Here is a 24,053-nt window from a genome sequence, read left to right as displayed (position 1 = left end):
CGCGCAAGGCCGGCAACAGGTTCTGCGTCGCCCATGAAACCATTGGCTGATCTCGAGGATTGTTTCGCGATGGTGCCGGCCTTCGCCGCGCTACGGGAGATGGCGATGACCACCGAGATGCAATCGAGAATCGGTCCGCATCCGCTTCATGCGATATTGCTGGCCTTTCCTGTCGCGTTGTTCCCGGCTGGGCTCGCAAGCGACATCACCTATCTCAACACTGCGGAAATCCAGTGGACGAACTTCTCCAGCTGGCTGAATGCGGGTGCGCTGCTGTTTGGCGGCCCGGTCCTGCTCTGGGCGCTGATCAACAGCGTGCGGCTGCGGCGCGCGCCCCTCCACCGCCGCGCGCTTGCCTATCTCGTGGTCGTCGCCGCGATGTGGATCCTGGGGCTGATCAATGCCTTCAAGCATAGCGGTGACGGATGGAGTTCGGTCGGCACCATCGGCTTGATCCTGTCGCTGTTGTCGGCGCTGCTCGCGCTCACCGCCGGATGGATCGCCTTTTCGACGCGCGGCGTCGGGAGGAGCGCACGATGACCATCCGCTCGCCCCTATCGATTGCGCTTCTGCTCACACTCGCCGCGTGTGGCGGCAGCGGCCCGGCGCTGGACCAGACCGGCCCCGATCCGCGCCTGCCGGAACGCGACCAGACGCTCGTCCCGCCGATGAAGATCGCGCGCCAGACACCTTGGAACGGCGCGACCCCGACAGTGCCCAAGGGGTTTGCGATCACCGCGCTGGCGACCGACCTGAAGATTCCCCGCCAGATGCTCGTCCTGCCCAATGGCGACGTTCTGGTTGCCGAAGGATCGGGCGGCAACGCACCCAAGCTGCGCCCCAAGGACCTGATCGCGGGCTATATCAAGAGCCTGGGCAAGACGAGCGTGAAGGGCGGCAATCGCATCACGCTGCTGCGTGACGCCGATGGCGACGGACGCGCCGAGACGAAGACGGTATTCATCGACAAGCTCGATGCGCCCTATGGTCTGGCGCTGGTCGACGGCACGCTCTACGTCGCCAATCAGGGCGCTTTGCTCGCCTTCCCCTACGCCGATGGCCAGACCAGCATCACCGCGCCGGGCCGCGAGGTCACCAAATTGCCGTCGCGCGTCAACCATCACTGGACCAAGGCGCTGACCGCCAGCGCCGACGGCACAAAACTCTATGTCGGCATCGGATCGAACAGCAATGTCGGCGAACGCGGCATGGCGATCGAGGAGGATCGCGCGGTTATCTGGGAGATCGACCGGGCGACCGGCGCGCGCAGCGTCTATGCATCGGGCATCCGCAATCCCACCGCGCTGGCGATCGACCCCTGGCAGGGCGCGGTCTGGGCAGTGGTGAATGAGCGCGATGAACTGGGGCCGCAGCTCGTGCCGGATTATCTGACAGCGGTGCGGCCGGGCGGATTCTATGGCTGGCCTTACAGCTATTGGGGTCGCAACGTCGATCCACGCGTCCGTCCCCAGAAGCCCGACATGGTCGCGCGCGCGCTGACGCCCGATTATGCGCTGGGATCGCATGTCGCAGCCCTCGGGCTCAGCTTCATGCCGCAAGGCAATTTCCCGGGCTTCGGCGACGGCGCTTTCGTCGGACAGCACGGCAGCTGGAACCGGCAGGACCTGGCGGGATACAAGGTGGTCTGGGTGCCCTTTGCCGGCGGCCGACCGGCGGGCAAGCCTCGGGATTTCGTGACCGGCTTCATTGAGGGCGGCAAGGCGCGCGGCCGGCCGGTCGGCGTGACTTTCGATGTGCGCACCCGCGCACTGCTGATCGCGGATGATCTGTCCAACACCGTCTGGCGCGTGGCGCCGACGGGAGCTGCGGCGGCAGCGACCCCGGCCGCAACGCCAACACGCCCGGGAGCATCATGATCTGGACGCCTTATTGCGGCGCTGCGCCGGATCCCGGCATTTGGCTGACGCGGTGGAACGGTGATCCGGTACTGATTTCTATATTGCTGCTGGCCGCCCTGCTCGGCTGGCGGAAGGCACGGGATCGCACGGCCTTCACCATCGGATTGCTTCTGCTGGCATTGCTGTTCGTCTCTCCGCTCTGCGCGTTGACCAGCGCGCTGTTCTCGGCGCGCGTCGCACATCATGTCGCGCTAGTGGGCGTGGCGGCACCGCTGCTGGTCCGTGCATTCGATCTGCGGGCCGGCGCGCTCATTCCGACGACCGCGGTTTCGATCCTGATCTTCTACGGTTGGCACTGGCCCGCCCTCTATGCGGCGGCGCTGTCCGACGACGCGACCTTCTGGATGTTGCAGGTCGCGCTGCTCGCGAGCGCGACCTGGTTCTGGGCCGCGATCCGCACCGCCGGCGCACCGGCCGCGGTCGCGACCCTGCTTGTGACGATGGTGGCGATGGGCCTGCTCGGCGCACTGCTGACTTTCGCCGGAAACGCGCTGTACGCGCCACACCTGCTGACCACCTACGCCTGGGGCTGGGACCCGATCGAGGACCAGCAGCTCGCGGGCCTGATCATGTGGGCTCCGGCTGCGGGGCTCTATCTCGCAGCGGCGCTCGGCATCGCCTGGCGTGCGCTCGCGCCCCGATCGGAAGAAGCGGCCGCATGATCAAGGCGATCCGCGCATGGGCGCTGCGCCACACCGCCGAGCGCCGCTATTCGCCGGTCGGCCAGGCTTTTCACTGGACGATGGCCGCGCTGATCAGCTTTCAACTCTATTGGGGCTGGTCGATGAGCCGGATGCCGGTAGGGAACGACAAGCTCGACGCCTATCGCGTCCATGCCGAGCTCGGCCTGCTGATGTTCGTGTTGGCTGCGCTGCGCGCGATCTGGCGGCTGATCGTGCCCGGTCCGATCAACGATGCGGACCGGCTGGGCTGGCAGACATGGGCGGCGCATATCACCCATATCCTTTTCTATATCTGCTTCTTCGGCCTGCCCTTGAGCGGTTGGGCGATGTGGTCGGCATTGGGCGATGGATCGCCGCTCAGTATCGCGGGCCTCATCCCATGGCCGCAAATGCCATTCCATTCGCTCGCCAAATCGCTGCAATGGCTGGTCCTCGACTGGTCGGAGGCCATCCATGTCGCGCTGATCCTGTTGCTGATCGTCATGATCCCGATCCATGTCGGCGCTGCGCTGAAGCATCATTTCTGGGATCGTCACGATGTGCTGCTGGGGATGCTGCCCGAACTGCCGGAGGACGAAGCCCGGGAAGGCCCGCCGCGTAGCGCGATACCGCGCGGATCTCGACCGCGGACAGCCGGCGGCTGATCTCGCGCATCTCGCCGAGCGGATCATTGTGCCGACGCCCCGTCCGCCAGGCGTCGAGCTGCCCGGCCAGGTAGGCGGCGGGCTGACGACCGAGCGGCGGATTGCCCGGACCGACACCTTCCCCGGCAACGCCATGACACTGTGCACAGGGCCGAAGCCCGCGCGCGGGATCGCCATGCAGATAGAGCGCGGCGCCTTCCGGGTTCTCCGAGTCCTCCATCTCCGTCCCCTGGAAATCCAGCCCGGCATAATAGGCCGAGACGCGCGCCCGCGCCTCGCCATCCAACCGCCGCACGATCGCGCGCATCAAGGCATGTTCGCGCCGGCCGTTCGCATAATCGTCGAGCTGGCGGTGGACATAGCCCGGATCGAGCCCCGCGAGCCGCGGGGTCGCGCCGCCATCACCCTCGCCGCTCAGGCCATGGCACCGCATGCAGGCCGCGGCCGGGCCGGCATCGCCGCCACCGAACGCGATCACCTCGCCGGAGGCGGAAAACAGGTCTTCCTCCGGCGCCTGCGGCGCACAGGCCATGACAGCCATGGCTGCAAGCAAAGGAAAAACCAGGGTGCGCAGCATCGCATCACGGAACCGTTCGCGCTCCGCACCGGTTCCCCCTGCGTAACGATTACCGAAAGGGTGGCATTGAGGCGTGGGGCAATCTTGACGGGGCTGATGGCGCGCGAAGGAGCCCCCCATATGCGCGCCATTCGATGAACGCCGACCGTCTTGCGCGCGCGCTGTCCGGCTGGCCGCCGCCGGTGCTCGACCCCGCAGGTCCGTATTCCGAACCCGTAACGCGGCTCGCCTGGGTGCTTCTGCTCGGCGGGTTCGGGGTGCTCGCTGTCGTGATCGCCGCACTTGCGATCGCCATCTGGGGCGGCCCGGCGCTCAAACGCCGGCTGGGCGGTGATCGCGCGATCTGGATCGGCGGTTTCGCCGTTCCTGTGATCGTTCTGACCGCCCTGCTGATCTGGGGGCTGACATTGACCAGCCGGCTTTCGGCAACCGATCCGATCGCGGGCGAAATGCGCGTGCAGGTAACGGGCGAGATGTGGTGGTGGCGTGTCGCCTATCTCGACGAGAACGGACGCGAGCACATCCGCGACGCCAACGAACTGCATATCCCGGTCGGTCGGCCCGTGATGGTCGAGCTCGCATCGGCCGACGTCGTCCACAGCTTCTGGATCCCTCGCCTCGGCGGCAAGATGGACATGATCCCCGGCCGCACCAACCGGTTGCGCATCCAGGCCGATGCGCCGGGCGTTTATGCCGGCCAATGCGCCGAATATTGCGGCGGCCCGCATGCGCTGATGGGCTTTGTGGTGATCGCGCATGCGCCCGCGGATTTCGTGCGCTGGCAGGCCGCAAGGGCCGCGCCCGCCCGTCCCGCGCAGAGCACTGGCCGGCAGTTGTTCGAGCAACGCGGCTGTGCGGCCTGCCATGCAGTCAGCGGCACCACCGCCAACGGCCTTGCCGGGCCCGATCTCAGCCATATCGCGTCACGTCGTTCGCTGGGTGCGGGCATCCTGCCCAATGACCGCCCAACGCTCAGCCGCTGGATCGCCGACAGCCAGGCGTTGAAGCCCGGCAATCGCATGCCCGCCTATCGCCAGCTTCCCGCCGACGAACTCCGCGCAATCACCGATTATATGGGCAGCCTGAAGTGAAGTCGGAAACCGGCTTCGACCACGCGCTCTACGACCGCTTCCCCACGAAGGAGGCGCGTCCGAAGGGCGAAGTGGAGGAACTGGAGCGGATCTGGTGCGCGCCCAGGGGCTGGGAATATCTGACCGTCGTCAACAACAATTATGTCGGCGTCTATTATCTCGGCACCGCATTCCTGTTCTTCCTGCTGGCGGGCGTGCTTGCGCTGCTGATGCGCGTCCAGCTCGCTGCGCCCTTGCTCGAGATACTGCCGCAGGCCACGTACAATCAGGTCTTCACCATGCATGGCACGGTGATGATGTTCCTGTTCGCGGTGCCGGCCGTCGAGGCCGCCGGCGTGCTGCTGCTGCCGCAGATGCTCGCCGCGCGCGACCTGCCTTTCCCCCGCCTCTCCGCCTATGCTTTCTGGGCCTATGCCGTGGGCGGGCTCTGCTTCTTCGCCTCGCTCTTCGTCGGGCTGGCCCCGGACGGGGGGTGGTTCATGTATCCGCCGCTGACGTCCAAGGCCTATTCGCCCGGGATCAACACCGACTTCTGGCTGCTTGGCATCGGTTTCATCGAGATTTCCGCGATCGCCGGCGCCATCGAGATCATCGTCGGCGTGCTGCGCACGCGCGCGCCGAACATGAGCCTCGACCGGATGCCGATCTTCGCCTGGGCGATGCTGGTGTTCGCGGGGATGATCATCATCGCCTTTCCCAGCGTGATCCTCGCCACCTTGCTGCTCGAGATCGAGCGTGCGTTCAACTGGCCCTTCTTCGACGCGACGCGCGGCGGAGACCCGGTGTTGTGGCAGCATCTCTTCTGGTTCTTCGGTCACCCGGAGGTCTACATCATCTTCCTGCCTGCGGCCGGGATGCTCTCGATGATCGTCGCATCCGTCTCGCGCGCCGAGCTGGTCGGCTATCGCCTGATCGTGCTCGCCATGCTGGCGACGGGCTTCATCAGTTTCGGTGTCTGGGCACATCACATGTTTGCGATCGGCATGCCCCCGATGTCGAACGGCTTCTTTTCCGCCGCGTCGATGGCGGTGAGTGTGCCCGCCGGCATCCAGGTCTTCTCGTGGATCGCGACGATCGCGGTCGGCCGGCGCAGTTTCTCCACGCCCGCGCTGTTCGTGATCGGTGCGCTGCTGGTGTTCGTGACCGGCGGGCTCACCGGCGTGATGGTCGCGATGGTGCCCTTCGATTGGCAGGCGCATGACAGCTATTTCATCGTCGCCCATCTCCATTACGTGCTGATCGGCGGCATGGTCTTCCCGCTGTTCGCCGCCTTCTATTACTGGATCCCGATGGTCTCCAAGCGGGCGCTATCGGAGCGGCTCGGCCGCTGGGTGTTCGCTCTGATGTTCATCGGCATGAACATCGCCTTCATGCCGATGCATCTGGCAGGGCTGATGGGCATGCCGCGCCGGGTCTATACCTATCTTCCCGATCGTGGCTGGGATCTGCCGAACCTGATCTCCACTTTCGGCGCCTTCATGCTTGCGGCCGGCGTGCTGCTGTTCGTGATCGACCTGATCCGCAATTTCCGGCCCGCCCCGGCGGAGGGCAATGCCGGCAACGTCTATGGCGGCGGCACGCTCGAATGGCTGCCGAGCGCGCTCTACTCGACGCGCTCGATCCCGGTCGTCCACAGTCGCGAGCCGCTCTGGGACCAGCCGGGCATCTGCGACGATGTCGCGGCAGGCCGCTATTTCCTGCCACGATCCGCGACCGGCAGGCGCGAGACGATCGTGACCAGTCCACTTCTCGCAGAGCCGCAATATCTGCAGATCATGCCGGGGCCATCCGTCTGGCCGTTCGCGGCCGCCATATTCACCGCCGGATTCTTCCTGGCGCTCACCGTCCAGGCCTATGTCTTTGGCGCCGCCAGCGGCGTGTTCGCCACGCTCGCCACCTTGCGCTGGCTTTGGGAAACCGATCGGCCGGTGAAGGAGAAGAGCGTCGATATCGGCGCCGGCATCCGCGTGCCCACCTATGTCACGGGACCAAGCAGCCATGGCTGGTGGGCCATGATCGTGCTCATCGTCGTCATGGGGATGGTTTTTCTGATGGCGATCTTCTCGCTGCTCTATCTGATGGCAAACCAGGGTGATTATTGGGTGCCGCCACCGCCCCTGGCCGGTGGATGGGCCGCCTATGCGCTGCACGCGGGCGGCATCGTCCTGGCTACCGTTTCGCGGCCCGTGCTCGCGCGCGCGCCCTCCGGCGCTGCCGCATTGCTTGCGGCGGCGGTGTTCTCCACCGGCGTCGCGAGCTGGATCGACTGGAATGCCTGGCGCGAAACCATCGCCCCCCATGTCAGCGGCCAGGCGGCCGTCGTCCATGCCCTGCTGGCGCTGCATGCAACGCTTGTTGCGATTGGCCTGCTAATGGCAGGGTTCGTCGCCGCCAAAGCGACAAAGCAGGCGCTCGCTCGACCACGCAGCAACACGGTCGATCTTGCCGCACTTTTCATCGGCTACGCGGCGTGTCAGGGTCTTGCCGGCAGCCTCATCGCAAGGCTGGCAGGATGAAGGGTGGCTGGTCACTGCTGCTCGGCGGACTCCTCATTTGGGCTGCCCACTTCCTCGCACTCTACATCATCGGCGAATTCGCAGGCGAGACGGAGGCCGCGCGGCTGGCCATCGGCATGCTCACCTTGGCGGCGCTGATCGGCGACATCGCGGTCCTGCGATGGGCCTTGTCGATATCGATCGACACCGAGTTCGACCGCTGGCGGCGCTCACTGGTCGCTGCCGAAGCCTTGCTGTCCGCGATCGCCATCATCTGGCAATCGCTGCCGTCCATTATCTGACTGGATGGCACTGCGCCGGGAAGATCCGAAACTCACTGCCGGCTGGATGCGTGGCGTGGAGTCGTGAGCATTCGAGGGTCAGCAAACGCGATTTACAGGAACGTTCTATTCAGCCTCGCGTTTCGTCAATGTTCCGGCAAATGGAGATGATCATGAACAGCGACACGATCAAAGGCAATTGGGAGCAGGTAAAGGGCCACGTCCAGAAGAAGTGGGGAGAGCTCACCAATGACGAGATCGACCAGATCAACGGGAGCCGCAAAATTCTCGCCGGCAAGATTCAGGAAAAATATGGCAAGGCGCAGGACGACGCCGAGCGGGAAATCGATGATTTCGAAAATACCTACTGACTGACTATGAAATGAACAAAAGCCCGCGCATGATACTGCGCGGGCTTTTGTGTACATTTGATGCTCGCTGGTGTCTGCGAATTCCTTCCATGACAGCGAGGGGGTAGATGACGAAAACAGCCTCCCGCCGGTATGCGATCCTCTCGGCATTCGTCGTTGGGGGCGTGGCTGTCGCGCTGCTCGGCGCAGCCAGCTTTCCGGTTGGAATTCTACGCGGGGTCGCCGAACGCCGCCTGTCCGAGCATTTCCAGGCACCTGTCGTGCTGGGCGGATTATCGCGTCGGGGGGCCTTTTCCTTCACCCCGGAAATCATCGTTCGCGACCTGCGCATCGGCCAACCGGCATGGGCGGGCAAGGGCGCGTTTCTCAAGATATCGCAGGCAAGCGCGCATATCCCCATCTTCTCGCTACTGACCGGAGATGTCGCGCCGCAATCCCTGCACGTCAAAGGTGTGGAACTCACCCTCGTCCGTGATGCGAAAGGCAATAGCAACTGGGCGCCGAATGGCGAAGACAGTCCGGGAGGCGATCACTCACCGCCCCGGTTGAGGCAATTGACCATCGAGAACGGCCGCTTTTCGCTTCGCGATGCGAAGCGGCGCCTCGAGCTGACAGGCATATTCGCCGCCGGTCCGCGGGCCGGTCTTTCGGTCAGCGCCTCCGGCCGATTCAACGGCGCGCCCGCGCGCCTGAGTGCGAGCGGCGGAGGGCTGGCCGGCACGGGCGGCCAGCCGGACTGGCCCTTCAGCGCGAGATTGGCGTCCGACATCCTCGATCTTGACGCGCGCGGGACCATGGCGGGCGCACTCAATGTCCGCGACATGCGCATGAGACTCCACGCACGCGGCAACAGCCTCAAGCAGCTCGACCATGTGATCGAAGCCGGCCTGTTCGGAACCCAGCCGATCAACCTTCGCGCGAATGTCCGGCACAAGGACCGCGACTGGTTCGTGGACGCACTGGAGGGAACCATCGGCCGCTCGCGATTGCGTGCGGACGCCAGCATCCTGAAACGCCAGACAAGAACCAGGATCGATGCCAGGATGCAGGCGGCCCAGCTCGATTTCGACGATCTGGCGGACGATGCCGGCCTTGCCGAAGCGCGGGCGAAGGAAGCCCGGATCGGCAAGCGCGTGATCCCTGACACGCGCATCAACCTGAGCAAGATGGGGCCGACCGATGGTGTGATCCGCTTTTCGATCGACCGCCTTCTGGTCAAGGGCGGCTCCGTCTTTCGAAGCCTGAAGGGTGATCTCAGGCTGGACCACCATGTGCTCAAGCTGGACAATGCGGTCGCCGGTCTCGAGTCCGGCCAATTGAAGGGTTGGGTGAAGGTCGATTCCACCCGCGCCGTACCCGTGCTTTCGACCGAATTGCGCATCGACGGGACGACGCTGGGAACGCTGGTCGGACAGCCTGACAAGATCCAGGGACCGCTGCGTGGCCTCGTCCGGATCACCGGGCGTGGCGATACGATCCGGCAGGCTTTCGCGAACGGCAACGGCAAGATCGCCTTTGTCGCCCGCCAGGGCGCGATGAATCGCGCGGCCGCATTCGTCCTGGGACAGGATCTGGGCGGAGCGATCGGCCAGTCCCTCCGCGACGGCGAGGCGATGGTGCCGCTGCGTTGCGCGATCCTTGCGTTCGAGGCACGAGACGGCGTCCTGCGCCCCGCTCCGCTCCTCGTCGAAACGGACGTCTCGCGGGGGAGCGGTCGAGGCCAGATCAATCTCGATGGCGAGACATTGCTTCTCGCGATCAACGGCGCGTCGACGGACAAGCCGGCACTGGCACTCGTCGATCCGGTGCGCGTGAAAGGCACGCTCTCGGATCCGGCGATCACCTTCAACCCGGCCCGGTTGGAGGACGGTGACGACAAGGGCATGCTTCGCACGGTTGGCCGATCGATCGGCGCCGCGCTCGGACTTCGCAAGAAAGCCGCTGAAACCAAATCGATATCGACCTCGCCTCCGATGAACTGCTCTCGGCTGTCCAGCATCGCGCTCCGCTGAGCCGCCGCTCACGTCCTGCGGAACCCGCGCCGACGCATCGACGTTCAGGAAATTCGATCATCGATCGCATCTCCGACGAATTCGTTTCGAGGGACTCCATCGCCCGCGAACGACGTCTTCGATCGTCTGCAGGAGGACACATCATGCCGAAGCGACCCAAGAGCACCGGAAGCCCGGCCGGCGACAATGCGCTTGCGCAAAGCCGGCCCGGCCAGGGCGAGACGCCGGTTGAAGTCCATGTCGGCAACGGCGGGGAACTCCACCAGGATATCGCCCCGAACCAGGACCGAGAGGAAGCCGATGCGTTTCTGACCGATAATTTCGGGCATCGGATTTCGGACAACCAGAACAGCTTGCGCGCCGGCGAGCGCGGCCCGACCCTGATTGAGGATTTCGTCCTCAGGGAAAAGATCTTCCATTTCGATCATGAGCGCATACCCGAGCGCATCGTCCACGCGCGCGGGTCGGGCGCGCATGGCGTCTTCGAATGCACCAAGGCCATCCCGGAGCTGACCAAGGCATCCATATTCCAGACGAAGGGCAATCGCTGCCCGGTCTTCGTTCGCTTCTCGACCGTGGCTGGCGGTGCGGGTTCGATCGATACGCCCCGCGATGTGCGCGGCTTCGCGGTCAAGCTCTATACCGACAGCGGCAACTGGGACCTGGTCGGCAACAACATCCCCGTCTTCTTCATCCAGGACGCGATGAAATTTCCCGATCTCGTCCACAGCGTGAAAATGGAGGCGGATCGCGGTTATCCGCAGGCAGCCTCTGCGCACGACACGTTCTGGGATTTCATCGGCCTGATGCCGGAAGCCATGCATATGATCATGTGGGCGATGTCGGACCGCGCGATTCCCCGCTCACTCAGGATGATGGAGGGGTTCGGCGTCCACAGCTTCCGCTTCGTCAACGCGCGCGGCGAGGGACGCTTCGTCAAGTTCCACTGGAAACCGGTCCTGGGGGTCGAGTCCACGACCTGGGACGAGGCCGTCAAGATCGCCGGGGCCGATCCCGACTTCCATCGCCGCGACCTGTTCGAGGCCATCGCCGCCGGCGACCATCCCCAATGGGACCTGGGCGTACAGGTGTTCGACGAGGCATGGGCCGCCGAGCAACCCTATGACGTGCTCGATCCGACCAAGCTCATTCCGGAAGAGGATATTCCCGTCGAGATCATCGGCCGCCTGACGCTCGATCGCAATGTCGACAATTTCTTCGCGGAGACCGAGCAGGTCGCGTTCCTGCCGAGCAACGTCATCCCGGGAATCGACTTCACCAACGACCCGCTGCTGCAGGGGCGGCTGTTCTCCTATCTCGACACCCAGAAATCGCGTCTGGGCACCACCAATTTCCACCAGATCCCGATCAACGCGCCGAAATGCCCGTTCCACAATTTCCAGCGCGACGGGATGATGCAGACGCTGGTGCCGACGGGGCGGGCCAATTACGAACCCAACAGCCTTGCGGAAGCCGGCGAGGCGTCGGGCCCGCGCGCGTCCCCGGAGACTGGCTTCACTTCGTTCACCGGCAATAGCGAACGCAACGATCCCGAGCAGAAGCTGCGCGTGCGCGCGGAACTGTTCGCGGACCATTACAGCCAGGCGCGGCTCTTTTATCGGTCGCAGACCGGGAATGAGCAGGCGCATATCGCCTCCGCGCTCGTGTTCGAGCTGTCGAAGGTGCAGATCGACCATGTTCGCGTCCGCGTGGTCTCGCGCCTGCGCAATATCGACGAGGATCTCGCCCGGCGCGTCGCGGACGGCCTGGCGATCGACCTGCCGGAGAAGGCGAAGGCGGCGAAGGCTCCGATCGAAATGCCTCCGTCGGATGCGCTCTCCATCCAGAAGCAGGCCAAGGACACGCTCAAGGGCCGCAAGGTCGGCATCCTCTTCGCAGAAGGCTCGGACAAGGCGTCGATCTATGCCCTGAAAACCGGGATCGAGAAAGCAGGCGGCACTGCCTTCCTCGTCGCACCCAAAGTGGGCGGCATCAAGGTGAAGGGCGGTACCCTCAAGGCGGATGGCCAACTCGCCGGATCACCGTCGGTCCTGTTCGACGCAGTTGCCGCGGTGCTCATGCCCGAGGCGGCCGAGGCGCTCGCGCAGCAGGGTGCCGCCGTCCAATGGTTCATGGATGCCTATGGCCATTGCAAGACGATCGCGCATTGCGAGGGAACCGCCATACTCCTCGAGAAAGCCAATATCGAACCCGATGAAGGGGTCGTGCCGATCAAGGACTTCATGAAGGCTGGGACAAAACGCCATTGGGAGCGTGAGCCGAAGGTACGCGATCTTGCCTGATCCGGTGCGGGTGAAACACCGACGAGGCGCCACGTGATCCCGTTATCGATCGACTTGAAACCGTCATCACTCGAGCGCGTTCACCTTGAACATGTCACGCATCTGCCCCGGTCTGACGGCCGGGGCTTTTTTTTTCGGCGGCATCAGAAACCGAATAGTGGGACAGGCGCCTTTTCATGCGCTGGACGTTGGCCGAGCCTCGTCTTCACCTCTGGATGAGCGAATCCTATTGCGGATCCGTTCCGCCATCGGGGCCCATCAACTGAACAAGCTTCGAGATCACGTCATGCCAGAACAGCAGCCCCTCCTCGTCGCCCCGCTCGATACAGTCGTCGACCTGGCGTTTGACGAAATCGCTGATGACGTCGCCGTACCGTTCAAGCAGCCTGGCGGCGAACGCCCATCGCTGGTGCTCCGTTGTCACGAAGACACGCCTTGCGGCATCCAGGCCGAATGCCGCTCTCCCTTCCCTGTCACTGCTTCGCCGCGATCGCCGCGTCGATCTCGGGGGCGGTGTCGCCCAACTCGACGCTTCTCCGCCACAGGCAAGCTCCCAGTGCCAGAAGGTCGGCCGCCTGGGCATCGTTCAGCTCGCCATGATGGTCGCTCAGGAAACGCGCGAGCCGGAGGACCGCATCGGCGACGCGTTCGGAGGGCGCCTCCTCCGACATGATGGCCATGATCGCGACAAGCCCCATCTGAGCCATGAGTCGACTCCGCAACAGCATGCGGATCATAACATCTTTTCTTGTTATGAAGTGGTTAGGAGGAAGCCTCGCGATTTTCGTTCATTGGAGCAGGTCTCCGGCATCCACAAAAGACAGGACAGGCGTCATATTTCGACAATCGAAGACAAGAGCATCGCGTCTCCAGTCGTCTGTTCGCTGTGGTGAGATTTGTGGTGACGAGCAGTGAGTTGACAACGCTTATGACGCATGCCACCCCCTGAAAGTCGCAGATTTCTGCGATTTCGGTCCGTTATTTTGATGACAGGCGAGGTCGGACGGTGGTTTGCTAAACCGTCGTATGGAGAATTCCGTACCGAGGGTTCGAATCCCTCCGTCTCCGCCACCTAGTCCCAAGTATCAGAGAACATTGAAAAGATCCCGGGAAAATCAGCCGATTTTCCCGCAATTCCGCGCGTATTTGGTTTAATTCGGTCCTGCGGAGAGTCCTCCAAAAACCTCAAATACGGGATTTCTCCCAAGCTTTCTCTGCTGCGTAGCCCGGCACTACGGAATGACGCTGAGCACGCCGGGAGGAGCCGAGCTTTCGCGGCTTAATGGGAAATTTAATGGGAATTTTCCCATTAAACGGGTTTCGCACCGGTCCAGGCATATGCCGGGTCCAGAGTTTCCGCGCCGGGCAGGCACGATTTCCCGTGAAAGTTTAATGGGAATTTTGCGTACCTCTGCGGGATTTTGCCGAGCCAGGATGGCGCCGACGAGGAATTTTTTCCGGGACTCTTGACCCCCAACGGCAACGTCAAACATATTAATCGAGCCCCGGGAACGCTGAACGCGACGCAGTCCCTTTCCGCGGGTTCATATCGCTGTTTCGGTCACCGGTCCGCCGGTTGACGGTTTGTCCCGTGCGTCGAGCAATGCCGATGCCTGGGATGGCAGCGCGTGGCTGTGGGGGACTGTAAAATGAGTAAGGATGATTTTTCCGACGAGGATTGTTCGTCTGACGAGGATTACGAGGTCGGGTACAAGAAGCCGCCCAAGAGCGGTCAGTTCACGCCCGGACACAAGCGGAGCAAAGGACGTCCAAAGGGCGCCAAGAACGTCCGCACGATCGCGCGCGAAGTGTTTTTCGAGCGAATGCCCTATCGCAAGAACGGCAAATCGACCAGGTCCGAGGCGCTCAAGATCATGTTGCTGAGGATGCGCGCGGCCGCCCTCAACGGCGACAGGCACGCGACGATGAACGCCGTGTCCATCCTCTTGCCCTTCGAGCCGCCCGAGCAGGAGGCGGCCCCAGCGGAGCTGACCGAGGCCGAGCAGCAGGTGCTGAGCAATATCCTGACGATGCAGCAGATGCTTTTGCCGGGAGGTTCGAAATGAGCGAGATCAATCATCGGCGGATTTACGACGCCCTGATCGGGCAGGATTTCTCGGCGTTCATATTTTGGGCGTTCGCCTATCTCTATCCGGGCCAAACCATCAAAGCCAACTGGCATGTTGCGCTGTTGGCCGATCGCTGCGTGCAGGTCATGGAAGGGCGGACCAAACGACTGGTCGTCTGCGCACCGCCTCGGCACCTAAAGTCGTTCATCACAACAATCTGCTTTCCGGCATTCATTCTGGGGCGCGATCCTTCGGCTAAAGTCATCAACATCAGCTACGCCCAGGACCTGGCGGAGGGCTTCGCGCACCAGTGCCGCAAGCTGATGGAGAGCGAACAATATAAGCGGTCATTCCCGCGCACCCGCATCGATCCCAAACGGTGCACCAAGCGCGATATCGGGACGACCAGGAACGGCCATCGCATGGCGACATCGGTCCATGGCAAGCTGACCGGGCTTGGCGGAGAGTTCCTGATCATCGACGATCCGATGAAAGCGGACGACGCGTTTTCGGACACGGTGCGCGAAGCGGTCAATCTGTGGTTCGACAGCACCTTGTCCAGCCGCCTCGATAATCCCAAGACCGGCCGGATCCTGGTGGTGGCGCAACGGCTCCATGTCGACGATCTGGCCGGGCGCCTGATGGAGCGGGGCGGTTGGGAGAAACTGATTCTTCCGCTCGTTGCCTATGAGAACCAGACCTTCGCGATGGGCGATATCATCATGCATCGCGAGGCCGGCCACATCCTGCACGAGGCGCATTTCGGCGAGGAGGAAGTGGAGCATCTGCGCGCCACCATCTCCTCAGCACTGTTCGAGGCACAGTGGAACCAGCGCCCCGTCCCCTCGGGCGGCTATCTCTTCAAGCTGGAATGGCTCAATCATATCGAGGAGCCGCACCTCCATTTCGATTATATCGTACAGAGCTGGGACACCGCGCTCGCGACCCACGAGACCAACGACTATACCGTCTGCGCGACCTTCGGGCTGCGCGGCAAGGAAATCCATCTGATCGACGTTCATCGCGTACGGATCAGCTTTACCGAGCAGGTGAAGCTGCTCCCGAATCTGCGCGAGAAATGGAATGCCGATCTCGTGATCGTGGAGGCATCACATGGCGGACTGGCGCTTTATGACTCGGTTCGCCATTCCTATCCATCGCCCCCGCTTTGGCTGAAACATTATTCTCCCAAACTGTCGAAGGTCGAACGCGCCGAATGGCAAACGCCCAAACTCGAGCAGGGCCGTTTTTGGATTCCCAAACATGCCGAGTGGCGCCCGGCGTTCGAGCGCGAGTTGATGGAATTTCCCAAGGGCAAGCATGACGACCAGGTGGATGCGGTGACCCAGTTCCTCGCGGCACTGGACACCGGCGCCGTGATCAACGCGGCCTATGCCGGCAGGATGTCACGCACCTGATCAGTTGTCAGCCTCCCTCTCGGCCGGCGATGCAGGCGCATCCTGCATCATCTCGGCCCTGCGTTCGGCCTCCAGCGTGCGGAAGGGCTTGCCGGTTGCCACATGGACGACGTCGGTTCCGACTTGCTTGTGCCAGCGGCTGATCGTCACATCGACATAGCCCGGCTCGTATTCGATGCCGTAGGCGATGCGGCCACATTGCTGTGCTGCGATAATCGTGGTGCCTGAACCGATGAACGGATCGAGGACGATGTCACCCTTGCTGGTGACGTCCAGAAGTGCGTCTCGCACGAGTTCGGTGGGTTTGGGCGTGGGATGCGCGCCGAGCTGTTCGGCGGCAGACGACCCTTTTCGGTTCGCGCTGGGGTAATTCCAGACGTTCATCCGGTCGCGACCGTGCCTGCCAAGCTGGACATTGTTTACCGCCGGCTGCTTGCCATTGCAGAAGATGGCCACCTCTTCATAGGCGCTTCGGTACAGCGAGCCCATGCCGCCCGAACCCTTGTTCCAGATGGCCTTGTTGATCCGGTCGAGACCGGCGAGCCTGCCGGCATAAAGAAGAATGTCGATCTGACGCCAGTCCATGCAGGCGAAGATCACGGCACCTTCGCTCGTCGCGAGGCGTGCATGGCTCAGATAGGTGGCGAGGAAATCGAGAAACTCCTGATCGGTCTTCTCGCCAACCGCAAAGGCGAAATCCTTATGTTTGACCTTGCCGAGGCCCCCGACAAAGCCGGCGATCGGGCAATTATACGGAGGATCGCTGAACACGGCCTGGGCGAGCTTGCCCTGCATCAGCCTCTCGTAACACTTCGCGTCCAGCGCATCGCCGCACAGAAGATAATGGTCGCCCAGGCGGAACAGGTCGCCCGGCCTGGCGATCGGGTGCTGGGGCGGATCGGCGGGCGCATCGTCTTCATCACCCCCGTCTTCGGTACTGACCACGATCTGGTCGACCTCGATATCGGTGAACCCGGTCGCGCCAAGATCCACATCCTCTTCGATCAGCTCGATCATTTCGATCCGAAGCGCCTCCTCGTCCCAGACCCCCAGTTCCTGGAGACGGTTCAACGCGATCTTCAAAGCGCGGACCTCATTGGTCGACAGATGCTCGATCCGCACGCAGCTGATCGTGTCGAAGCCCAGGCTCTTCGCGGCTTCGAGAATGGTATGCCCGTTGATCACCTGATTATGCCGATCGATGAGGATGGGAATCACCAGTCCATAGGTGCCGATCGACTTCACCGCACGCTCGACATGCGCCGGCTCAACGCGGCGGAGGCGTCGCGGCGCGGGTTTGAGCGAGGCGATCGGCACGGATGTGATCTGGAGTGCCGGCTGCAGGTCGTTGCGCGCTGGCGTGGACGCGACCGCCGCGACCGACACCGCCTGGGTCAGCGCCTTACGCCGTCCACGCGATTTAGCCTGCAGCTGGTTTTTGAGAGAAGTGTTCGGCTTGGTAACCTTGGGCATCGCATCCTCCAACCATGAACAGAGCCGTCTTTCATCCGCTCCCCTCAGTGCGGACGGCTCAATTGCTCAGTTTGTCGGACGTGCCGAGGCCTTAGCCTCCCCCCTTTCCATCCAACACCGCGTGCCTCGATCACAAGCAGCAGCTTGCGGCCTAAAAATGCTTCCCTAAGGCAATCTCATTCCGCGAACGATATGTGGTTTACGATGCGGGATGCCGCAAGGATTACACCAGCAAAAATGTGATCGGGGACAGGTTGCGTGCAAAGGCAGCCTGAAAAACGCGACACCCTCTATCCGATCAGATGCCGCGCCAGGACGATCATGGCCTCGGTGTCGCGGCCGCAATAGAGCCGAAGCCCCGCGTCGATGGCTTGCCGGCGCTCTTGCGAGCAATCGGGATGGATGGCTTCGAGATACACTTGCTGGGCCTGCATGCCGTCCTTCACGTCCAGCGAGGCGTAGTTCATGTGCGGCGCCACGGTCGGCAGCACCGCCTTGATCGACCAGCTGCCGCGCTGGTCGCGATGGTACCAGTGATTGCGCGTGACCGGCAGCAGGTCGACCAGCCGGTCGTTGAGGCGGTTCAGCCCTTCGGCCAGATCGGGGAACGTGGCGGCGAGCTCGGCGATGCAGCCCCGCTCAAAGGGCGCGTTATAGGCGATGATCGCGCCCTGGTCCGGGATCAGCGCGAGCAACGCCTCGGCGCAGGCGCGTCTCGGGTCCGAGCCGTCGAGGCTCAGGAACTCGCGATGCTCGATGCTGCCATCGGCGGCTTCGATATGCGCCGAGAACTGGAACGGCGCCTGCGCATAGGGCCGCATGCCGATCCAGCGCGGCAACACGAAGCCGATGGTCTCGAAGTCGAGCCATGTTCTCGGATATGCCCAGGCGCTGATTGCGGCTCTGGCGCCGTCGACGTCATGATAGGGCGTGTCGGTGACGGTCGCCCAGTGCACATGTTGATGCGTAGCACTCGTCAGCAGAGCCGCGTCGAGCGCGAAGATGTCCTGGATACCCTTCTCCAGCCAGCGCTTGCCCGCACCACCGGGGAGCACCGTCACCGGCCAGTCCGGTCCCGCGGGCAGGTCGTGATGGCAATATCCCATGAACTCGCAGGTGAAGGGCGCTTCGCAATGGGCGCCGACCGGGTGATCGGGTTCGGGGCCGCCAAGCATCTGGCGCGCGGCGGCGACCTGGTCGCCGCGCCGGGCGATCAGCGGCTGCAGGTCGGCCAGCAGATGCGTATCCTTGAAGATACCGCGATAATCCCCTTCCCGCCTCAGCACGAACCGGGTGTCGATATGGCGGATCGCCGCGCTGGCGACAGGGATGCCCGTATTGCCCGTCACCCAGAGCTGGGTCGCCAGATCGCCCAGATGATAATCCTTGACGCTGCCGGCGCTCTTGACCTCCGCCATATGCCAGCGGCCATCTCCCAGCGGCTCCATGATGTCGACGCGGACCAGCACGCCGTCATGCTCGAAGGTGGCTTCGAAGATCGGCGCGTCATGGCCGCCGGCGATCAGGTCGCGCGTCATCGCCAGCGCCGCCCTGAGGTCCGAGCCGGTCTCGACCATGATGCCCCCGGCGCATTGGGCGCAGGCCTCGGCGCCGACGCCATGCCCCCGGGTGAAGGTGCCGTCGTCATCGTCACCGGCATCCGCGACCTCTGGCCGGTGCACCATCAGCCACAGCCGCTTCGGGCATTGCTCGAAAGCGGCGATGCGCGATTTGGAGAGGCCGATGGGTCGGGTCATCACACGCCCTCTTGCTGGAGCTGCAGCTTGTAGCCGTCGATCAGCGCCTTGATCGCGGCGAGCCATTCGGCCTGATGCGCCGGGAGCAGGCTGGCGACCGATGGCATAGACGAACCATTGGTCGAGACATAGATGCCGTCATGGGTCGCGACCACGCCTCCGATCAGATCGGCCAGCCGCTGGGCATAGGCAAGTCCCAGGCTCTCGCCGGCCTGCCAGCCGACCGGGTTGGTGCGCAGCTGGCCGTTCTTCTGGATATAGCCGATATTGAGCGGCGCGGACGCTTCGGCGATATCGACCTTCAGATTAAGGCTGGCCTTGAAGTCGGGATAGACGCCGAGCGCCGCGGCCGCGTCGACAAAGGCCTTGATGGCGCCGGGCAATAGCGGGTTCCTGGCGCCGACCGCCTCGTAGAACATGTCCTCGGTGATCGACTTCGCCTTGGGCAGCGTCTTGTCCGGCAAGGGCTGGATGGTTGGCACGCCATCGTTGAAGACGAGGATGCCGCGCTCGATCATCACCGTTTGCGCGAGCGTGCTCGGGATGGCGATGATGTCGCCCGAGCCCGGGTGTCTGTAGATCTTCACCTCGACCAGCGCGAATGTGAACTGCGCCATCATCTGGTTCTGGATGAGGTCGGCGAGGCGTTCGGCTTCCTGGCGGATGCCGTCGCCGAGCGCGAGCACCAGCATGCGGCCGCGCCTGAGGTTGCGCGAGACGGTGTCGAAGAAGGCGCTTTCCTCGAGCGCGTCGGCCTTGTCGGCGACGAGGTCATGGAGCGACTTGGCGGTCGTGCCCGCCTTCAGGACGGCCGCCTCGAAGCTGGCATAGTTCATCGTCATCAGGGCCGAGACATAGTCGAGGGCTTGCGCCACGACCTCGCGCCGGGCTTCGGCGTTGCGCCACAGCTTGGTCTCGACCAGCACGATGTCGCCGGTGGGGGTGATGAAGAGATTATCGATATAGCCGTGGCCGCAGGCGACCTCGCGGGCGACGGCGATGGGTGCGCCGAAGCCGGGTTCGATCTGTGCGATCGGCAGGATCTCGGGATGGGTGTGGATGAGTTGCTGGAGCCAGGCCTCGTTATAGGCGCCGATCTGGCCGAGCTGGATCTGTTCCAGCTTGTGGCTGGCGCCGTCCAGCCCGACCAGGAACGGCGCGCCCAGCGCCTTTTTGGGATGGATATTGACCATATGTGTCATCGGCTTTGCCTCGTGTCGCGCCTATGTCCTCTCGGGGCGACGGCCAAAGCCGGATGTTGGAAACCTGAGGTAGCCCACAGGCGCATGCGCCTTTACCGGCGAACCGGCTGGACATGCGCGCATGCCACCCGGCCGATAAGCTCGACCGAGTTGGCTACCTTTGGGGTTTCCACGCCCCACCTCCCGGCTTTCACGGGAAGCGGGGTCAGATTGCTCTGTTGAGGCGAAGGTTCAAGTCCAATCTGCGCAGCCGCCCGGAAAAGTGGATTTGGGTCGCGGCGGCTCGATACAGTGCGGGTGAGTGCGCGAATGATCGGCCGCACCACTGGTTATTTGGTCCATTTTGGATAGAAGTGCGCGCAAGCAATATGTGGGAAGGCAGATCATGTCCGATACCGAGAATAACATCGAAGCCCAGGCCAGCAGCATCGATGCGGTCGAGCTTGCCGCCGACCTGACCATGGCTTGGCTGTCCAATCCCAATACCCGTGCCGATGCCGCGGACGTGCCGGGGTTCCTCAAGCTCATGCATGGCGCGGTGACCGAGCTGGCGGGCGCCAGTGCGCCTGCAGCATCCGCTGCTGTCGAGGCGCAGCAGCCAGACTATCCACCCGCGGTGACGGTCAGGAAGTCGCTGGGGTCGAAGGACCACATCCTCTCTATGATCGACGGCAAGCCCTATCGGACACTGCGGCGTCATCTGAGCACGCACGGCCTGACGCCGGAAGACTATCGCGAGCGCTATAATCTGAAGCCCGATTATCCCATGGTGGCCGAGAGCTATTCGGAAGCGCGGCGCGCCATGGCCATGAAGATCGGGCTTGGTCGCAAGCCCGGGGAAAAAGCACCGGCCAGGAAGGCCCCGACAAAGAAAGCGCCAGCGAAGGCCGCGCCCGCCAAACCTGCTGCGCGCAAATCTCCGGCTGTCGCGAAGAAGGCGGCGCAGAAGCATCTGAGCGGAGAAGGCTGAGCGGCTCGCACCTTTCGTCCGACCAACACATGACCTCCGAGCAGGAGCGCTGGCAGTTCGCCAGCGCGCTCATCGATATCCATGGATCCGACATCGGCCGGTTCATGACGAAGCGCTTCTACGCCATGCTGGAAGCCGGTGATGAGACTGGCAGGCGGTTCTGGGAGGATATCGCCGAGCGTGTGCTTGCGCTGACCGGACCCGCGATCGGTGCGAAGCGGCAATGACCGATGGTCGATCATGTCGTTTTTGTACAATATCGGCTTGCGCATCGATATTAGGCGCAACCCGCGACCCGAAGAGACCTTTTAACAGGGGGCCTCTTCACTTGGAGGCCCGGGCGGCATGCCGTTCGGGCCTCCCTTTATCTGGGCGCCGGCCCTGGACCGGCGACAACAGGCATTCGATGGGCGGGGGCCCAGGGATGACCGGAGCATGTTTGCCCTGGTGGCGATGTGCTACGGTCATTCATATCGCAGCATGCATCACTCAGACATATCTCACCTTTGGACGTGCGATCCGGTTCGTTGGAACGTTACGCGTGTTCGCTCGCTTGGACTGGAAAGGAGATGTGCATGAGCAACTGGATTGGTGCCATGATCGGTGTGGCGATCGATCGGCAGGACGGCGACAGCGGGATCAAGGGCGCCGCGATCGGCTATGCGGCTCAGGGGCTGGTGCGTGTTGTTGCGCCCCTGGCGGTGACGTTCGCTATCGGCTGGGCCGTTCAGAAGGGCGTCAAGGCCGCTGCCGGGTCCGTGCGCAATCAATTGTCGGGAACCGGAATCGGGCTGACTAAGGCTCGGACCGACGTCGAGTCGTCACACTCACCTGACAGGCCGGTCCTGGTCACCCGGCCTGCTGGGCATGTGGTGGGGCAACATGCCCGGAAGCCAACGGCGTGGGGCACCATCGGCAGCGCGGAGCAGGCTAGGCGAATATCGAACTATCGCAATGTCTAATTACGCCACCATCGATATGACCGACTTGCGAACCTATGGCTTTATGCGACGACCGCAGAGCGAAACTTCTTCGTATTCTTATGGACCGGATGCCAACTGGCTGGTTTCGGGCACCGCAGCGAACATAGCCGACATTCAGGAACCAGCTTTTAAACTGGCAGCTTGCGACCAAAATCGGTCGTTGAGATCGGCCAGCGCTAACGTCTGCCTCAGACAATAGCGGCCATTTGGGTCGTTTCGGCCCGCCCGGCGGGATCCGCCAACATAGCGGTCATTTACCAACGCAGTTTCAATTCGCGAGAGCTGCCTTTAGCTCACAGTATCGTCAATTGCGCCAACTTCGCCAGTTCTACAATGAACGCTAACTCTATAGGCATACTAACGAAAGGCGGCAATCGAGCGCTTGACGTCGCCACGAATGCGGAAGAGTGCGTCTTGCGACGTGTTGCAAACCGTAGTTTATAGCGTGCGGGGGAGACACAGCTTGAGATTCGTGCCCAATCCGCCCGACGCCGCGGCCCTGATGATGTCGGCCAGAAGCTTCGGCGACTACGACCTGCCAAGTGCGCTCGCCGACCTGATCGACAACAGCATCAAGGCACGAACCCGCGTCATCCACATCACGTGCATGAAGTCAGAAGCCGGAATGGAAGTCCGCGTTCGCGACGAGGGCGAAGGGATGTCGTCGGTCGAGCTAGCGGCTGCCATGCGGCCGGCGAGCACTAACCCGGAAGACGAGCGGTCGCCCGATGACCTAGGAAGGTTTGGTTGGGGACTAAAGTCCGCGTCGTTCTCGCAGTGTAGGCGGCTGACGGTGGTCTCTAACAACGGCGGTGGCGCAACTGGAGCCGAATGGGACCTGGACCAGATCGACGGCTGGAGCATGGCACTGCTCGACGAGGCCGACCTTTCGGAAGTGGCCAATCCCGCTATCCTCACCGCGCAGGGCACCGAGGTGATCTGGCGCAACTGCGACCGCCTTTCCGAAAACGGCACGATCGGTCCAGAGGCTTTCAACGCGCTCGTCGTCCACGCACGCTCCAGACTCGCGCTCCTATTTCACCGCTTCCTCGCGGGGGAGGTGCGCGGACGTCCGCTGAAGATTATTCTGAACGGGCAGGCGATCGCGCCCTTCGACCCGTTCCATCGCGACAACAACGCCACCCAGGCGCTCGCACCCGAGGAGATCCACCTGGCTGAAGGGGCCATGATCTCAATACAGGGGTTTGTGCTACCCCACTTCTCCAAGCTCCCGCTGTCTGACTACGACCGGCTCGGCGGCGAGGAGGGCTTTCTGCGCAACCAAGGCTTCTACCTCTACCGCGCAGGTCGATTGATTCTGAACGGCACTTGGTTTCGACTGGTGCGTCATGGGGAGCTTTCCCAGTTGGTGCGTGTGGCGATAGACATCCCGAACTCTTTGGACGCGATGTGGAAGATCACAGTGGACAAGTCGGACGCCCAACTTCCGTCGATCCTGCGCGATCGCCTGCGCTCACTGGTCGCCAGCCTGCGTCGCGGTTCGGCTGAGGCGTTCAGGTCTCGCGGAGGTCGACTTTCCAAGAAAGGCTCGGTGTCGGTCTGGTCTAAGTTCGCACGCGGGGGTCGTATCAGATGGGCTGCCAAGCCCCCTTCGAGTCAATGCAACGTTAGGCCTTGTGAGACCCGATTAAGCGCTACCGACCCTCAGGTCGGCGAGTGCGGACAGATCCTTGAGATCCTCAATGGGCAACCACCGAGCGGACGCAAATTGCAGATCCCTGACCCTAGCTGTTTGATCCCACGGTTTGATGGTGCGATCCTTTCATTGGAATGGAAGGAAGCCA

21 protein-coding genes and 1 pseudogene are annotated in these 24,053 nt (G+C 63.1%); 16 read left to right on the top strand and 6 right to left on the bottom strand.

The genetic code is table 11. The features are described from left to right. Positions 1 to 105: 105 nt before the first annotated feature. The 4 genes from ACODTA_RS18800 to ACODTA_RS18785 are packed head-to-tail and all read left to right on the top strand — an operon-like array spanning position 106 to position 3,246. Positions 106 to 540 carry a DUF2231 domain-containing protein gene (locus ACODTA_RS18800; RefSeq protein WP_489067696.1) on the top strand — a complete coding sequence of 145 codons (435 nt, stop codon included), beginning with the start codon at positions 106 to 108 and terminating at the stop codon, positions 538 to 540. Continuing rightward, positions 537 to 1,877, top strand: coding sequence for a PQQ-dependent sugar dehydrogenase (locus tag ACODTA_RS18795; protein ID WP_489067514.1), 1,341 nt, complete (start codon positions 537 to 539; stop codon positions 1,875 to 1,877). Before ACODTA_RS18800 ends, ACODTA_RS18795 begins: the two co-directional genes overlap by 4 nt. Next, positions 1,874 to 2,581 carry a cytochrome c oxidase assembly protein gene (locus ACODTA_RS18790; protein WP_489067513.1) on the top strand — a complete coding sequence of 236 codons (708 nt, stop codon included), beginning with the start codon at positions 1,874 to 1,876 and terminating at the stop codon, positions 2,579 to 2,581. Before ACODTA_RS18795 ends, ACODTA_RS18790 begins: the two co-directional genes overlap by 4 nt. After that, positions 2,578 to 3,246 (top strand): cytochrome b, encoded by a 669-nt coding sequence (locus ACODTA_RS18785; protein WP_489067512.1) that lies wholly within the window; start codon positions 2,578 to 2,580, stop codon positions 3,244 to 3,246. Before ACODTA_RS18790 ends, ACODTA_RS18785 begins: the two co-directional genes overlap by 4 nt. A 22-nt stretch (positions 3,247 to 3,268) precedes the next feature. Here the strand turns inward: ACODTA_RS18785 and ACODTA_RS18780 are convergent. Beyond that, positions 3,269 to 3,466, bottom strand: a pseudogene (locus ACODTA_RS18780) (c-type cytochrome); the annotation flags it as partial. Positions 3,467 to 3,957: 491 nt separating this feature from the next. Here ACODTA_RS18780 and coxB point away from each other — a divergent pair. The 6 genes from coxB (at position 3,958) to ACODTA_RS18750 (ending at position 12,376) form a co-directional block, all read left to right on the top strand. Continuing rightward, complete coding sequence (gene coxB / locus ACODTA_RS18775; protein ID WP_489067511.1) at positions 3,958 to 4,914, top strand: cytochrome c oxidase subunit II; 957 nt, start codon at positions 3,958 to 3,960, stop codon at positions 4,912 to 4,914. Then, entirely contained in the window at positions 4,911 to 7,430 is a 2,520-nt protein-coding gene (locus ACODTA_RS18770) for a cbb3-type cytochrome c oxidase subunit I (protein WP_489067510.1), read from the top strand. The genes coxB and ACODTA_RS18770 overlap by 4 nt, the downstream gene beginning before the upstream one ends. After that, positions 7,427 to 7,711 carry a hypothetical protein gene (locus ACODTA_RS18765; RefSeq protein ID WP_489067509.1) on the top strand — a complete coding sequence of 95 codons (285 nt, stop codon included), beginning with the start codon at positions 7,427 to 7,429 and terminating at the stop codon, positions 7,709 to 7,711. The genes ACODTA_RS18770 and ACODTA_RS18765 overlap by 4 nt, the downstream gene beginning before the upstream one ends. A 152-nt stretch (positions 7,712 to 7,863) precedes the next feature. Further along, entirely contained in the window at positions 7,864 to 8,061 is a 198-nt protein-coding gene (locus ACODTA_RS18760) for a CsbD family protein (RefSeq protein WP_489067508.1), read from the top strand. Positions 8,062 to 8,168: 107 nt separating this feature from the next. Beyond that, entirely contained in the window at positions 8,169 to 10,073 is a 1,905-nt protein-coding gene (locus ACODTA_RS18755) for an AsmA family protein (protein ID WP_489067507.1), read from the top strand. A gap of 143 nt (positions 10,074 to 10,216) precedes the next feature. Beyond that, on the top strand, positions 10,217 to 12,376 hold the full coding sequence (locus tag ACODTA_RS18750) for a catalase (RefSeq protein ID WP_489067506.1): 2,160 nt from the start codon (positions 10,217 to 10,219) through the stop codon (positions 12,374 to 12,376). Positions 12,377 to 12,602: 226 nt separating this feature from the next. Here ACODTA_RS18750 and ACODTA_RS18745 read toward each other — a convergent pair whose 3' ends face one another. Continuing rightward, positions 12,603 to 12,800 carry a DUF6961 family protein gene (locus ACODTA_RS18745; protein ID WP_489067505.1) on the bottom strand — a complete coding sequence of 66 codons (198 nt, stop codon included), beginning with the start codon at positions 12,798 to 12,800 and terminating at the stop codon, positions 12,603 to 12,605. A 49-nt stretch (positions 12,801 to 12,849) separates the two neighbouring features. Then, positions 12,850 to 13,113, bottom strand: a complete 264-nt coding sequence (locus ACODTA_RS18740) for a hypothetical protein (RefSeq protein WP_489067504.1) — start codon at positions 13,111 to 13,113, stop codon at positions 12,850 to 12,852. A gap of 891 nt (positions 13,114 to 14,004) precedes the next feature. On the opposite strand from ACODTA_RS18740, the gene ACODTA_RS18735 reads away from it, so the two are divergent. Both ACODTA_RS18735 and ACODTA_RS18730 read left to right on the top strand, forming a co-directional pair. Then, entirely contained in the window at positions 14,005 to 14,442 is a 438-nt protein-coding gene (locus tag ACODTA_RS18735; protein WP_489067503.1) for a DUF5681 domain-containing protein, read from the top strand. Beyond that, positions 14,439 to 15,863 (top strand): phage terminase large subunit family protein, encoded by a 1,425-nt coding sequence (locus ACODTA_RS18730; RefSeq protein WP_489067502.1) that lies wholly within the window; start codon positions 14,439 to 14,441, stop codon positions 15,861 to 15,863. The genes ACODTA_RS18735 and ACODTA_RS18730 overlap by 4 nt, the downstream gene beginning before the upstream one ends. On the opposite strand, the gene ACODTA_RS18725 is transcribed toward ACODTA_RS18730, so the two are convergent. From ACODTA_RS18725 to ACODTA_RS18715, 3 genes are all read right to left on the bottom strand, one after another. Then, a complete protein-coding gene (locus tag ACODTA_RS18725) occupies positions 15,864 to 17,336 on the bottom strand; it encodes a site-specific DNA-methyltransferase (protein ID WP_489067501.1) in 1,473 nt (490 codons plus the stop codon). It abuts the gene before it with no gap. A gap of 290 nt (positions 17,337 to 17,626) precedes the next feature. After that, complete coding sequence (locus ACODTA_RS18720) at positions 17,627 to 19,093, bottom strand: DUF2779 domain-containing protein (protein WP_489067500.1); 1,467 nt, start codon at positions 19,091 to 19,093, stop codon at positions 17,627 to 17,629. Continuing rightward, the gene (locus tag ACODTA_RS18715) at positions 19,093 to 20,295 is read right to left on the bottom strand and encodes a hypothetical protein (protein WP_489067499.1); all 1,203 of its coding nucleotides are present in this window, start codon (positions 20,293 to 20,295) and stop codon (positions 19,093 to 19,095) included. Before ACODTA_RS18715 ends, ACODTA_RS18720 begins: the two co-directional genes overlap by 1 nt. A gap of 385 nt (positions 20,296 to 20,680) precedes the next feature. Between ACODTA_RS18715 and ACODTA_RS18710 the strand changes: the two genes are divergently transcribed. The 4 genes from ACODTA_RS18710 to ACODTA_RS18695 form a co-directional block, all read left to right on the top strand. Beyond that, positions 20,681 to 21,265, top strand: coding sequence for a Ros/MucR family transcriptional regulator (locus ACODTA_RS18710; RefSeq protein WP_489067498.1), 585 nt, complete (start codon positions 20,681 to 20,683; stop codon positions 21,263 to 21,265). A 29-nt stretch (positions 21,266 to 21,294) separates the two neighbouring features. Next, on the top strand, positions 21,295 to 21,492 hold the full coding sequence (locus ACODTA_RS18705; RefSeq protein WP_489067497.1) for a DUF6961 family protein: 198 nt from the start codon (positions 21,295 to 21,297) through the stop codon (positions 21,490 to 21,492). A 348-nt stretch (positions 21,493 to 21,840) separates the two neighbouring features. Continuing rightward, the gene (locus tag ACODTA_RS18700) at positions 21,841 to 22,227 is read left to right on the top strand and encodes a hypothetical protein (RefSeq protein WP_489067496.1); all 387 of its coding nucleotides are present in this window, start codon (positions 21,841 to 21,843) and stop codon (positions 22,225 to 22,227) included. 493 nt (positions 22,228 to 22,720) lie between these two features. Then, the coding region (locus ACODTA_RS18695) for an ATP-binding protein (RefSeq protein WP_489067694.1) at positions 22,721 to 24,053 on the top strand (1,333 nt) is incomplete at its 3' end.

The organism is Sphingomonas sp. FG14, assembly GCF_057809675.1.
Note: the sequence above shows the minus strand (reverse complement) of the source record. Positions and strands in the feature narration are given on the sequence as shown.